Source organism: Streptomyces sp. N35 (genome assembly GCF_016464295.1).
Taxonomy (GTDB): domain Bacteria; phylum Actinomycetota; class Actinomycetes; order Streptomycetales; family Streptomycetaceae; genus Streptomyces.
Window position 1 is genome coordinate 94,862 of sequence record NZ_JAEIMH010000009.1, and the last position, 13,338, is coordinate 108,199.

A 13,338-nucleotide genomic window follows, 5' to 3' on the forward strand; every position below is an offset into this window, starting at 1 on the left:
CCGGCAGAGAAGGGCCGCACCTGCATCATGGACCCCGTGACCACGACGCCTTCGCTTACGGATCAGTCGGCCGGCGCCCTGCGCCGCGTGCCCGTGCAGGAGCGCAGTGCCGAACGGCTCGGCCGGATACTCGACGCGTGCGCCGCGCTGCTCGACGAGGTCGGCTACGACGGGCTGACGACGCGCGCCGTGGCGGACCGCGCAGGGGTGCCGATCGGCTCGGTGTACCGCTTCTTCGGCAACAAGCGGGCCCTGGCCGACGCCCTCGCCCTGCGCAACCTCGACCTGTACGCCGACCGCACCGCGGCCCGGCTCGCCGCGCTCACGGCGCCCGACTGGCCGGCCGCCGTGAATGCCGCACTGGACGAGTACCTGGCGATGAAGCGCACCGTCCCGGGCTTCGCCCTTGTCGACTTCGGCGTCCCGTCGGGCGGCGCGGACGCCAATCACCAGGTCGCCGGCCGCCTCGGCGGGGTCCTCGCAGGCCACCTCGGCAAACCGCTCGACGACGACGTACGGCGTGCGCTGCTCGTCGCCGTCGAGGCCGCCGACGCCCTGCTCCAACTCGCCTTCCGTACCGAGCCGTCGGGGGACGAGGACCTGATCGCGGAAACCCGCAAGCTCCTCCACCGCTACCTGGCGCCGACCTTCGACTGAGCCGCCGCCCCGAAGCCCGCCACCCCCCACCGCCCGCGACCGCCCGAGCCACCCACCCGAAGCCCCTCGGCCACCCCTCCGCACAACCGGATCCAGCGCACCCCCTCCCCACCGTGCGTACCGGTCGGTATGCTCGCCGGGTATGCGCGACCCGCCGCGCACCCGCGCACGACGACCGCCGCCCCGGGAGGGCCCGTGTCCGCCATCAGTGACGCCCGCGCCGCACAGTCCGCCACGGACAAGACCCGTACCGCTCTGCGTATTTGTCCGCTCTGCGAAGCCACCTGCGGCCTGACCCTCACCATCGAGGGCACCCGTGTCACCGGCGCCCGCGGCGATCAGGACGATGTGTTCAGCAAAGGGTTCATCTGCCCCAAGGGAGCCTCCTTCGGCGAGCTCGACGCCGACCCCGACCGGCTGCGCACCCCGCTCGTCCGCAAGGACGGCCGGCTCCAAGAGGCAAGCTGGGACGAGGCGTTCGACGTGATCGCCGAGCGGCTGCGGCCGATCGTCGAAGCCCATGGACCGGACGCGCTCGGCATCATGCTCGGCAACCCCAATGTGCACACCATGGCCGGCGGCCTGTATCCGCGTCTGCTGATCTCCCCGCTCAGGATCCGCAAGGTGTTCAGCGCCAGCACCCTCGACCAGATGCCCAAGCACGTCTCCAGCGGACTGCTCTTCGGTGACCCTTTCGCGATCCCGGTGCCCGACCTCGACCACACCGACCATCTCCTGCTGATCGGGGCCAACCCGCTGGAGTCCAACGGCAGTCTGTGCACCGCCGCCGACTTCCCCGGCAAGCTCAAGGAGCTCAAGAAGCGCGGCGGCACCCTGACCGTCGTCGACCCGCGCCGCACCCGCACCGCCCGGATGGCCACGCGGCACCTAGCGGTACGTCCGGGCAGCGACGGTCTGCTGCTCGGGGCCCTCGCGTACACCTTGTTCGAGGAGGGCATCGTCGAGCTCGGTGACCTCGGGGCGTATGTGGCAGGGGTGGATCAAGTCCGTGAGGCGCTCGGTCAGTTCACTCCCGAGGCCGTGGCGGACGCCTGCGACATCCCGGCCGAGGAGATCCGTACCGTCGCCCGTGAACTCGCCGGAGCCCAGACCGCCGCCGTCTACGGCCGGATCGGCGCCAGCACCGTCGAGTTCGGCACCCTCACCAGCTGGCTCGTCGATGTGCTCAATGTGCTGACCGGCAACCTCGACCGCCCCGGCGGCGCGCTCTTCCCGCTCTCCGCCACCGACAAGGCGCCCCGGCCCGCAGCCCCCGGCAAGGGCTTCGCGCTCGGCCGCTGGAAGAGCAGGGTCTCCGGACACCCGGAGGCCAAGGGCGAGTTGCCGGCCGCCGCGCTCGCCGAGGAGATCGACACCCCGGGCGATGACCGGATCAGGGCCGTGTTCACCATCGCCGCCAACCCGGTCCTGTCCGCACCGGACGGCAACCGGCTCGACCAGGCGCTCGAGAGCCTCGACTTCATGGTCAGCGTCGATCCGTATCTCAACGAGACCTCGCGCCACGCGGACGTCGTGCTGCCCCCGCCGCCGCCCGCGCAGAGCGCGCACTTCGACTTCGCGTTCAATGCCCTCGCCGTACGCAACCAGGTGCGCTACACCCGCGCCGCCGTACCCCTGGAAGAGGGCCTGCTCCAGGAGAGCGAGATCCTCTCCCGCCTCATCCTGGCCGCGACCGGTATGCACGGCATGCCCGCGGAAACCGTCGACCGGATGGTCATCGAGAGCACCCTCGGCAAGGCCGTGGCCGACCCGCTCCAGCAGGTCCACGGACGCGACCCGAAGGAGCTCGCAGAGGAGCTCACCGGCGACAGCACCGTCGAGCAGCGGCTCGACATGATGCTGCGCCTCGGCCCGTACGGCGACGGCTTCGGTGCCCACCCCGAAGGCCTCACGCTCGCCAGGCTGCTCGCCCATCCGCACGGCATCGACCTCGGCCCGCTGCAACCGCGGATCCCGCAGCTCCTGAGGACCCGCAGCGGCAAGGTCGAGCTGCTGCCCGAGCCGATCGCCGAGCACCTCCCGCGGCTCGCGGCGGCGATGGACCGTACGCACGACGGCCTCGTCCTCATCGGCCGCCGCCATCTGCGTTCCAACAACAGCTGGATGCACAACGTCCGCACCCTCGCCGGCGGCTCCAACCGCTGCACCCTCCAGATGCACCCCGACGACGCCCGCCGCCTCGGCCTCACCGACGGCGAGCAGGCGCGTGTGAAGGGCGACGGCGGCGAGATCGAGGTGCCGGTGGAGATCACCGACACCGTACGGACCGGAGTGGTGAGCCTGCCGCACGGCTGGGGCCACGACCGGCCCGGCACCCGGATGTCCGTCGCGCACGCCAGCCCGGGCGCCAACTACAACCAGCTGCTCGACGGCACCCGGCTCGACGTGCTCTCCGGGACGGCGGTGCAGAACGGTGTGCCCGTCCAGGTCGCGCCCGTGAGTACGACGTGAGCCGCCCTCTGTGCGCACAACAGTCTGACGCAACGCTGTGACCTGGAGTTTTGCGCTTATTGCTCACGCGTCAACATCTTGTTAACGCAAGTTCGCGGCACCTAACGTCGTCCGGACCGCCGCCTCTGGTGGAAGTTCAAGGGCGAACGTTAGGTGTCCATATGCTGACCATCCTCGGCTTCGCCATGATCGCGACCTTCCTGGTCCTGATCATGCTGAAGAAGATGTCGCCGATCGCGGCGCTGGTCCTCATCCCCGCGCTCTTCTGCGTATTCGTCGGGAAGGGAGCCCATCTCGGGGACTACGTCCTCGAAGGCGTCACCAGCCTCGCGCCCACCGCGGCGATGCTGATGTTCGCGATCGTCTACTTCGGCGTGATGATCGACGTCGGCCTCTTCGACCCGATCGTCCGGGGCATCCTGCGCTTCTGCAAGGCCGACCCGATGCGCATCGTCGTCGGTACGGCGGTGCTCGCCGCGATCGTCTCGCTCGACGGCGACGGCTCGACCACGTTCATGATCACGGTCTCGGCCATGTACCCGCTGTACAAGCGCCTCGGCATGAGCCTGGTCGTGATGACCGGTGTGGCCGCCACCGCCAACGGCGTGATGAACACGCTGCCCTGGGGCGGTCCGACCGCCCGCGCCGCGACCGCGCTCAAGCTGGACGCGTCCGACATCTTCGTGCCGATGATCCCGGCGCTCGCGGTCGGTCTGCTCGCCGTCTTCCTCCTCTCGTACGTGCTCGGCCTGCGCGAGCGCAAGCGCCTCGGTGTGCTGACGCTCGACGACGTCCTGGAGAAGGAGCCCGAGCCGGAGACGGTGCTCGTCGGTGCGGGCGGCGGCAAGGGCGACACCAAGGTGTCGGTCGGCAAGGCCACCGGCGGCGCGGGTTCGGGTACGGACGCCTCCGCCGCGGACGTCTCTTCTTCCGACGAGTCCGGCGAGTCCGACGAGTCCGAAGAGGACGACTTCCAGGGCCTCGACCCCGACCGCGACACCCTGCGCCCCAAGCTGTACTGGTTCAACGCGGGCCTCACCGTCGCGCTGCTCGCCGCCATGATCATGGAGCTGCTGCCGATCCCGGTCCTGTTCCTGCTCGGCGCGGCCCTGGCCCTCACGGTCAACTTCCCGCACATGCCCGACCAGAAGGCCCGGATCGCCGCCCACGCGGACAACGTCCTCAACGTCTCCGGCATGGTCTTCGCCGCCGCCGTCTTCACCGGTGTCCTCCAGGGCACGGGCATGGTCGACAGCATGGCGCGCTGGCTGGTCGACACCATCCCGGCCGGCATGGGCCCGCACATGGGCCTGGTCACCGGACTGCTCAGCCTCCCGCTGACGTACTTCATGTCCAACGACGGCTTCTACTTCGGCGTCCTGCCGGTTCTCGCCGAGGCCGGCGCCGCCCACGGTGTCTCACCGCTGGAGATCGCCCGCGCCTCGCTCGCCGGCCAGGCCCTGCACATGTCCAGCCCGCTTGTGCCCGCGGTGTACGTGCTCGTCGGCATGGCCAAGGTCGAGTTCGGCGACCACACCCGCTTCACCGTGAAGTGGGCGGCGCTCACCTCGCTTGTGGTGCTGTTCTCCGGAATCCTCTTCGGGATCATCTGACCCGATGGCCGACCACATACGGCCCGGCAGGGGCTGGCTGCTCCGTCTCGTCATCGCCTTCGGCTTCGCGCAGGCGGCGGTGTCGATGGCGCGACCGGCCGTCTCCTACCGGGCCCTCGGCCTTGGCGCCGACGAACGCGCGATCGGTGTGATCGCCGGTGTGTACGCGCTGCTCCCGCTGTTCGCCGCCGTACCGCTCGGCCGCCGCACCGACCACGGACGGTGCGCGCCCCTGCTGCCCGTCGGCGTCGTCCTGATCGCGGGCGGCTGCGCGCTGAGCGGCACGGCGAACTCCCTGGCGGCGATGGCGGCCTGGAGCGGCGTGATGGGTCTCGGACATCTCGCCTTCGTCATCGGCGCCCAGTCGATCGTGGCCCGCCAGTCCGCACCCGCCGAACAGGACCGCAATTTCGGCCACTTCACCATCGGCGCCTCGCTCGGCCAGCTGATCGGTCCGGTCGCCGCGGGCGCCCTTGTCACGGGCGGCTCGAACGGCGATGCCATGGCCCGTACGAGCGCACTGGCCCTGCTCGTCTCGGCGGGCGTGGCCGTGGTCTCGTTCGTGTCCCTGTGGCGTATCGAGCACCACACGCCGGCGAAGAAGCCGGCCAAGGACGCGAGGGTCCCGGTCCACCGCATCCTGCGGACGCGCGGTGTGCCCGCCGGCATCCTGATCAGCCTGGCCGTGCTCTCGGCCACCGACATCCTCACCGCGTATCTGCCGGTGATCGGCGAACACCGGGGCATCGCACCCTCGCTGATCGGACTGCTGCTCAGCCTGCGCGCGGCCGCCACCATCGCCTGCCGTCTGGTGATGACCCCGATGATCCGGCTGATCGGCCGCACCGCTCTCCTGGTGTCGACCTGTCTGCTCGCCGGTTTGCTCTGCGCCGGAATCGCCCTGCCCGTACCGGTCTGGGCCCTTGCCGTCATGCTCGCCGTCCTGGGCTTCTGTCTCGGCGTCGGCCAGCCGCTGTCGATGACCACCGTCGTCCAGGCCGCCCCCGCCGAAGCCCGCTCCACCGCCCTCGCCCTGCGCCTGACCGGCAACCGGCTCGGCCAGGTCGCGACCCCCGCGTCGGCCGGGCTGATTGCGGGCGCGGCGGGGATCGGCGCTCCTTTCGTCATGCTTGGCGTGCTTCTGGTGGGTGCGGCGGCACTTGGGCTGCGTCGTCCGGGGCCATCCCCTTCGTCGCCGCCATCCCCTTCCCGGGCCGCATCAACTACCGTCACGGACCGGGACGTCCGGACCCCCCTGGCGCGCGAAAACTAACAGCGCTAGTTTGGGGCCTTGTGCAGGCCTGGGCCTGCGCGGCCCTCGTACGGGCACGTCGTACGAGCGGTCCGGAAGCGACCCGTACGCGGGGTGCGTACGCCGGCGTAAGTCAGGGAGGTCGAGGCATGAAGCCGCACGAGGGGCTCTACATCAACGGCGCGTGGACGCCCGGGGCATCCGCGGAGACCATCGAGGTGGTCAACCCGGCCGACGAGCAGGTGATCGGCCATGTCGCCGCGGCCGGTCCGCAGGACGTGGACGCGGCGGTACGCGCCGCCCGCGCCGCGCTGCCGGGCTGGGCCGCGACACCGCCGGCCGAACGCGCCGCGAAGCTCACCGCCTTGCGGGACGCGCTCGCCGCGCGCCACGAGGAGATCGCCGAGACCGTCACCGCCGAACTCGGCGCCCCGCTCGCCTTCGCCAAGGCGGTGCACGCGGGTCTGCCGATCGCGGTCGCCGGTACGTATGCCGAGCTGGCCGCCGCGTACGCCTTCGAGGAGAAGCTCGGCAACTCGACCGTGCTGCACGAGCCGGTCGGCGTCGTGGGCGCGATCACACCCTGGAACTACCCGCTGCACCAGATCGTCGCCAAGGTCGCGCCCGCGCTCGCCGCCGGCTGCACCGTCGTGCTCAAGCCCGCCGAGGACACGCCGCTCGTCGCGCAGCTCTTCGCCGACGCCGTGCACGAAGCGGGCGTGCCCGCCGGTGTGTTCAACCTGGTGACGGGCCTCGGCCCGGTCGCCGGGCAGGCGCTCGCCGAGCATCCCGATGTCGACCTGGTCTCCTTCACCGGTTCCACCGCCGTCGGCAAGCAGATCGGCGCCACCGCGGGCTCCGCGATCAAGCGCGTCGCCCTGGAGCTCGGCGGCAAGTCCGCCAACGTGATCCTGCCGAGCGCGGATCTGGGCAAGGCGGTCAACGTCGGCGTCGCCAACGTGATGTCCAACTCCGGGCAGACCTGCAGCGCCTGGACCCGGATGCTGGTCCACACCGACCAGTACGACGAGGCCGTCCAGCTGGCCGCGGCGGCCGCCGCCAAGTACGTGGCAGGCGATCCGCACGACGAGACCAGCCGCCTCGGCCCGGTCGTCAACGCCAAGCAGCACGCCCGCGTCCGCGGCTACATCACGCGCGGCATCGAGGAGGGCGCCCGGATCGTCGCCGGCGGCCCCGAGGCCCCGCACCCCACCGGCTACTACGTCAGCCCCACGATCTTCGCCGACGTCCGCCCCGAGATGACCATCGCGCAGGAGGAGATCTTCGGCCCGGTGATCTCGATCATCCGGTACGAGGACGAGGCGGACGCGCTGCGTATCGCCAACGGCACGGTGTACGGGCTCGCGGGTGCCGTCTGGGCCGGCGACAGGGACGAGGCCGTGGCCTTCGCGCGCCGCATGGACACCGGGCAGGTCGACATCAACGGCGGGAAGTTCAACCCGCTCGCCCCGTTCGGCGGTTACAAGCAGTCCGGGGTCGGCCGTGAGCTCGGGCCGCACGGTCTGACCGAGTATCTGCAGACGAAGTCGCTGCAGTTCTGAGCCCTTCCGTCCGGCAGGCGGCTCGCGAAGCGCATTCCCCTCGCGAGCCGCTGCCCGCTCCCTTCGCACGTCATATGTCAGGAGTACGCACCGTGGTCCGCGCCGCCGTTCTGCCCGCCGTGGGCTCCCCGCTGGAGCTCGTCGAGATCGATCTGCCCGAGCCGGGCCCCGGGCAGGTGCGGGTCAAGCTCGCCGCCGCCGGGGTCTGTCACTCGGACCTGTCCCTGTCCAACGGCACCATGAAGGTGCCCACGCCCTGCGTTCTCGGCCACGAGGGAGCGGGCACGGTGCTCGCGGTCGGCGAGGGCGTGGACCATATCGCCGTCGGCGAAGCGGTGGTGCTCAACTGGGCCCCGTCCTGCGGCAGCTGCCACCACTGCACCATCGGCGAGGTCTGGCTCTGCGTGAGCGCGTTGGCCGGCGCGGCGAACGTCTACGCCCGTACCGCCGACGGCCAGGACCTCCACCCGGGCCTGAACGTCGCCGCGTTCGCCGAGGAGACGGTGGTCGCCGCGAACTGTGTGCTGCCGGTCCCGGACGGCGTCCCGCTCACCGACGCCGCGCTGCTCGGCTGCGCCGTGCTCACCGGCTACGGAGCGGTGCACCATTCGGCGCGTGTACGTGAGGGGGAGTCCGTGGCCGTCTACGGCGTCGGCGGCGTGGGTCTGGCCACGCTGCAGGCCGCCCGTATCGCCGGCGCCGGGACGATCGTCGCGGTGGATGTCTCCCCGGCGAAGGAGGAGCTGGCCCGCGCGGCCGGAGCCACCGAGTTCGTGCTCGCCTCCGACACCACGGCCAAGGACATCCGCAAGCTGACCGGGGGCCGGGGCGCGGACGTCGCCGTCGAGTGTGTCGGACGCGCCGACACCATCCGTACGGCCTGGGAGTCCACCCGCCGCGGCGGCCGCACCACGGTCGTCGGCATCGGCGGCAAGGACCAGCAAGTGACCTTCAACGCCCTGGAGTTGTTCCACTGGGGCCGCACGCTGGCCGGCTGCGTCTACGGCAACTGCGACCCGGTGGCCGATCTGCCGGTCCTCGCCGAGCACATCCGCGCCGGCCGCCTCGACCTGTCGGCACTGGTCACCGAGCACATCGGACTCGACGGCATCCCGGCCGCCTTCGAGAACATGATCGCGGGCAAGGGCGGCCGGGCGCTGGTCGTCTTCTAGAAGGCGTCTTCCCCGCGGTCGTCTTCCCGCGGTCGTCTTCTAGCGGGACTTCGCGGAGTCGGCCGGGTCCACCACAGGGCCCGGCTCCTGCGCGGTCGCCACCACGCGCGAGCGCCCCTTCGAGCGGGAAACCCCCACGCCCGCAAGGCAGATGGCGCCGCCGAGCAGCGTCAGCCATCCCGGCACCTCGTCGAGCGCCAGCCACGACATGAGGACCACGATCGCGGGCACGGCGTACGTGGTGGCGCCCATCTTTCCCGCGGTCGTACGGGCCAGGGCGTAGGCCCAGGTGGTGAAGGCGAGCGCGGTCGGGAAGATGCCCAGGTAGACCATGTTGAGGGTCGCGGACACCGGTGCGTCGCCCAGCTCGGACAGCAGCACCCCGCTGAACGGCAGACAGGCCACCGCACCGATCAGGCACCCGAACGTCGTGACCTGCAGGGGACTCGCGTGCTTCAGCGCGGGCTTCTGCGCGACCACACCACCGGCGTACGAGACGGCGGCGAGCAGACAGAGCAGCACGCCGAGCAGCGACGCGCTGCCGTCGCCGGACATCGACAGACCGACCACTGCCGCGCCCAGGAACGACACCGCCATCCCCGCGAGCAGCCGCTTGGGCAGGCCCTCCTTGAGCAGCCAGCCGGCCAGCAGCGCCATCACGAGCGGGCCGACGTTCACGACCAGGGCCGCCGTGCCCGCATCGACCTTCTGCTCACCCCAGTTGAGCACCACCATGTACAGGCCGAACCAGAGCAGCCCGGAGATCGCGATCCCGGGCCAGGCGGCCCTGGGCGGCAGCCCTTCGCGCCGTATCAGCAGGAACGCGCCGAGCGTCACCGCGCCCGCGAGCAGCCGGCCGAGCGCGAGCGCGCCCGGTGAATAGGCCTCGCCCGCGCTGCGGATGGAGACGAAGGCGGAGGCCCACAGCACGACCGTGATGCTCGCGGCGCCGAGCGCGAGCAGTTCGGAGCGGCGGGACACGGGTGGAGAGGTTGTCATGGAGCGGACCTTACGCGGGCGGCTGTTCGGCGCCCACCGAATTGACGCCCGGCGTCAATCGGGCGGCTCGGGGGGCCCTGAGCTGTCGTTCCGCAGCGCCCTGAGCTGTCGTTTCACAGTGCCCTGAGCTGTCGCTTCACAGCGCCCTGAACTGCTGCTCCAGACCGTCGAGCAGCGCCGTGAGCCCCGTCTCGAAGGCCCGCTCGTCCACCTTCTCCTGCCGGTCCGCGAGCAGGTGCGCCTGCCCGAGATGCGGATAGTCCGCGGGGTCGTACGCGGTCTCGTCGTCCACGAAGCCGCCCGCGAACGAGCCGAGCGCCGAGCCCATGATGAAGTACCGCATCAGCGCGCCGATCGAGGTGGCCTGCGCGGGCGGCCAGCCCGCCGCGGTCATCGCGCCGAACACCGCGTCGGCGACCTTCAGACCCGAGGGCCTGCGCCCCGGCCCGCGGGCGAGCACCGGAACGATATGCGGGTGGTCCCGCAGCGCCGACCGGTAGGACACCGCCCAGTCGTGCAGCGCGTCCCGCCACGGCCGCCCGTCCTCGAACATCGACAGATCGACCTGGGCGCTCACCGAGTCCGCGACCGCCTCCAGGATCTGGTCCTTCGTACGGAAGTGGTTGTAGAGCGACGGTCCGCTCACTCCGAGCTCCGCCGCGAGCCGCCGCGTGGAGACGGCCGCGAGCCCTTCGGCGTCGACCAGCGCACGCGCGGTCTCGACGATGCGGTCGGTGCTCAGGAGGGGCTTGCGCGGTCGGGCCATGCGGCACATAGTAGGGCCCTGAAGCCGAAAACTAGCAGTGGTAATTAAACGTAGTGGGGTGGGCGCCGATGAACCTGGAACTGAGCGACGAGCAGACGGCCGTACGCGAACTCGCCCGTGACTTCACGGCCCGCGAGATCACGCCGCACGTCACCGGGTGGGACCGCGCCGAACAGGTCGACCGGGCGATCGTGAAGAAGCTCGGCGAGGTCGGCTTCCTCGGGCTCACCATCGACGAGCAGTACGGCGGCAGCGGTGGCGACCACCTCGCGTACTGCCTCGTCACCGAAGAGCTCGGCCGCGGCGACTCCTCGGTGCGCGGCATCGTCTCCGTCTCGCTCGGCCTCGTCGCCAAGACGATCGCCGCCTGGGGGGACGAGGAACAGAAGCGGCAGTGGCTGCCCGGCCTCACTTCAGGTGTGTACGTCGGGTGCTTCGGCCTCACCGAACCCGGCACGGGCTCCGACGCGGGCAACCTCATCACCAAGGCGGTACGCGACGGCGACACGTACGTCGTCAACGGCACCAAAATGTTCATCACCAACGGCACCTGGGCCGATGTCGTGCTGCTCTTCGCGCGCACGAACGACGAGCCCGGCCACAAGGGCGTCTCCGCCTTCCTGGTCCCCGCCGACAGCCCCGGCCTCACCCGCCGCGAGATCCACGGCAAGCTCGGTCTGCGCGGTCAGGCGACCGCGGAACTCGTCCTCGAAGACGTCCGCGTCCCCGCCTCGGCGATGCTCGGCCCCGAGGGCAAGGGCTTCTCGGTCGCGATGTCCGCGCTCGCCAAGGGCCGGATGTCGGTCGCCGCCGGCTGTGTCGGGATCGCCCAGGCGGCGCTGGACGCCGCCGTCGCGTACGCGGGGGAGCGGGAGCAGTTCGGCGCCCCGATCGCCCGTCATCAGCTGGTCCAGGAGCTGATCAGCGATATCGCCGTGGACGTGGACGCGGCCCGGCTGCTGACCTGGCGGGTCGCGGATCTCATCGACCGCGGGCTGCCGTTCACCACCGAGTCGTCCAAGGCCAAGCTGTTCGCTTCGGAGGCGGCGGTGCGCGCGGCCAACAACTGCCTCCAGGTGTTCGGCGGTTATGGCTATATCGATGAATACCCCGCCGGAAAGCTACTGCGGGACGCCCGCGTCATGACGCTCTACGAAGGCACCTCACAGATACAGAAGTTGCTCATCGGGCGTGCGCTGACGGGAGTTTCGGCGTTCTGAGTACCACGTGAGTATCCGTACGGATGTGGCCTGGCTCACGACGCCTCACCCTGTGGCGTATGACTGACGCGCCGATCAAGCAGCAGACCACCACCGGCTTCTACGGGATGGCCATCGCCTCGTTCTCGATCGCCCTCGGCTCCGTGGGTATCGCGCTCCTCTATATGGACGTCGATGTCTGGATCCGGGCCTTCATGGCGATCTCGGTCCTGTATCTGACGACCTCCGCGATCACGCTCTCGAAGGTCGTACGCGACCGGCAGGAGGCCGGGCAGATCGTCAGCCGGGTGGACCAGGCCCGGATGGAGAAGATCCTCGCGGAGCACGACCCCTTCCGTACCCCTTGAGCGGTATGCCGTGCGGCAGCCACTAAGCGCTTGCTCACCGGTCGGGGTATGGTGTTCGCCCGATGACCGGAAGGGGCGAGTGATGACCGCGACCGAGGAGACCCAGGACGTGCCCTGGGGTGACGTCACCCCGGATGCCGCCCGGCGGCTGATGGTCGCGGCGGTCGAGGCCTTCGCCGAGCGCGGGTACCACGCGACGACCACGCGGGACATCGCGGGACGCGCGGGGATGAGCCCTGCCGCGCTCTACATCCACTACAAGACCAAGGAAGAGCTGCTCCACAAGATCAGCACCCTCGGTCACACCAAGGCCGTGAACATCCTCGCCAGCGCCGCCGACGCGGACGGCACCGCCGCCGAGCGGCTCGCGCAGGCCGTGCGCTCCTTCGTGATCTGGCACGCCGGCCACCACACCACCGCACGCGTCGTCCAGTACGAGCTCGACGCGCTCGACGCGGAGCACCGCGCCGAGGTCGTGCAGCTGCGCCGGCAGTGCGACGCGGCCGTACGGCGGATCCTTGACGACGGCGTGAAGTCCGGCGAGTTCGAGGTCCCGGACATCCCCGGTGCCACCCTCGCGGTGCTCTCGCTCTGCATCGACGTGGCCCGCTGGTTCAACGTCCAGGGGCGCCGGACCCCCGACGAGGTCGGCGCGTCCTACGCCGACCTCGTGCTGCGGATGGTGGGGGCGCGGCCCCGCTCGTAGCGCTCCTGGGCGTCTCTAGAAGTAGAAGCGGGAGACGGACTCGGCCACGCAGGCCGGCTTCCCGCCGTCCTCGCGCTCGACGGTCACCGCCGTCGTCAACTGCACACCGCCGTCAGGGGTGTCGGCCACCTCCTTGATCACCGCGGTGGCGCGCACCCGCGAGCCGACCGGGACGGGGGAGGGGAAGCGCACCTTGTTGGTGCCGTAGTTGATGCCCATCTTCACGTTCTCGACGCGCATGATCTGCGGGACGAGCGTGGGCAGCAGCGACAGCGTCAGGTAGCCGTGCGCGATCGTCGTGCCGAACGGGCCCGCGGCCGCCTTCTCGGCGTCGACGTGGATCCACTGGTGGTCGCCGGTGGCCTCCGCGAAGAGATCGATCCGCTTCTGGTCGACCTCGAGCCACTCACCTCCGCCGAGCTCCTCGCCGATCGCCGCACGCAGCTCCTCGGCCGACCTGAAGATCCTGGGCTCTGCCATGTCCTCTGCCTCCACTCGTTGTCTAAGCGCTTGCTCAGCATGGTCGTCCGCCCGCGCCCATGTCAACGGAACGACAGGCGCCATGCCCGGCG

12 protein-coding genes are annotated in these 13,338 nt (G+C 70.7%); 9 read left to right on the forward strand and 3 right to left on the reverse strand.

From position 1 onward, the window contains the following. The first annotated feature begins 27 nt into the window (after positions 1-27). The 6 genes from JAO81_RS07605 to JAO81_RS07630 all read left to right on the forward strand — a co-directional run bounded on the left by JAO81_RS07605 (position 28) and on the right by JAO81_RS07630 (position 8,728). Positions 28-657 carry a TetR/AcrR family transcriptional regulator gene (locus JAO81_RS07605; RefSeq protein WP_199547003.1) on the forward strand — a complete coding sequence of 210 codons (630 nt, stop codon included), beginning with the start codon at positions 28-30 and terminating at the stop codon, positions 655-657. Positions 658-786: 129 nt separating this feature from the next. Next, a complete protein-coding gene (locus JAO81_RS07610; protein WP_199547004.1) occupies positions 787-3,129 on the forward strand; it encodes a molybdopterin oxidoreductase family protein in 2,343 nt (780 codons plus the stop codon). A 161-nt stretch (positions 3,130-3,290) separates the two neighbouring features. Then, positions 3,291-4,742 carry a citrate:proton symporter gene (locus JAO81_RS07615; protein WP_199547005.1) on the forward strand — a complete coding sequence of 484 codons (1,452 nt, stop codon included), beginning with the start codon at positions 3,291-3,293 and terminating at the stop codon, positions 4,740-4,742. Positions 4,743-4,746: 4 nt separating this feature from the next. Continuing rightward, positions 4,747-6,015, forward strand: a complete 1,269-nt coding sequence (locus tag JAO81_RS07620) for an MFS transporter (protein ID WP_199547006.1) — start codon at positions 4,747-4,749, stop codon at positions 6,013-6,015. A 128-nt stretch (positions 6,016-6,143) separates the two neighbouring features. After that, the gene (locus JAO81_RS07625; protein WP_199547007.1) at positions 6,144-7,556 is read left to right on the forward strand and encodes an aldehyde dehydrogenase family protein; all 1,413 of its coding nucleotides are present in this window, start codon (positions 6,144-6,146) and stop codon (positions 7,554-7,556) included. Between the two features lie 92 nt (positions 7,557-7,648). Then, positions 7,649-8,728, forward strand: a complete 1,080-nt coding sequence (locus JAO81_RS07630) for a Zn-dependent alcohol dehydrogenase (protein ID WP_199547008.1) — start codon at positions 7,649-7,651, stop codon at positions 8,726-8,728. A 39-nt stretch (positions 8,729-8,767) separates the two neighbouring features. On the opposite strand, the gene JAO81_RS07635 is transcribed toward JAO81_RS07630, so the two are convergent. Next, positions 8,768-9,727: a DMT family transporter gene (locus JAO81_RS07635; protein ID WP_199547009.1), complete on the reverse strand. Its 960-nt coding sequence runs from the start codon at positions 9,725-9,727 to the stop codon at positions 8,768-8,770. A 136-nt stretch (positions 9,728-9,863) separates the two neighbouring features. Next, complete coding sequence (locus JAO81_RS07640; RefSeq protein ID WP_199547010.1) at positions 9,864-10,493, reverse strand: TetR/AcrR family transcriptional regulator; 630 nt, start codon at positions 10,491-10,493, stop codon at positions 9,864-9,866. 68 nt (positions 10,494-10,561) lie between these two features. Here JAO81_RS07640 and JAO81_RS07645 point away from each other — a divergent pair, with 68 nt between their 5' ends. From JAO81_RS07645 to JAO81_RS07655, 3 genes are all read left to right on the forward strand, one after another. Beyond that, positions 10,562-11,713 carry an acyl-CoA dehydrogenase family protein gene (locus JAO81_RS07645; RefSeq protein WP_199547011.1) on the forward strand — a complete coding sequence of 384 codons (1,152 nt, stop codon included), beginning with the start codon at positions 10,562-10,564 and terminating at the stop codon, positions 11,711-11,713. A 59-nt stretch (positions 11,714-11,772) separates the two neighbouring features. Further along, complete coding sequence (locus JAO81_RS07650; protein ID WP_199547012.1) at positions 11,773-12,060, forward strand: YiaA/YiaB family inner membrane protein; 288 nt, start codon at positions 11,773-11,775, stop codon at positions 12,058-12,060. 82 nt (positions 12,061-12,142) lie between these two features. Continuing rightward, entirely contained in the window at positions 12,143-12,766 is a 624-nt protein-coding gene (locus JAO81_RS07655; RefSeq protein WP_199547013.1) for a TetR/AcrR family transcriptional regulator, read from the forward strand. A 15-nt stretch (positions 12,767-12,781) separates the two neighbouring features. Here the strand turns inward: JAO81_RS07655 and JAO81_RS07660 are convergent, their stop codons facing one another. After that, positions 12,782-13,246 carry a MaoC family dehydratase gene (locus JAO81_RS07660; protein ID WP_199547014.1) on the reverse strand — a complete coding sequence of 155 codons (465 nt, stop codon included), beginning with the start codon at positions 13,244-13,246 and terminating at the stop codon, positions 12,782-12,784. Positions 13,247-13,338 lie beyond the last annotated feature (92 nt).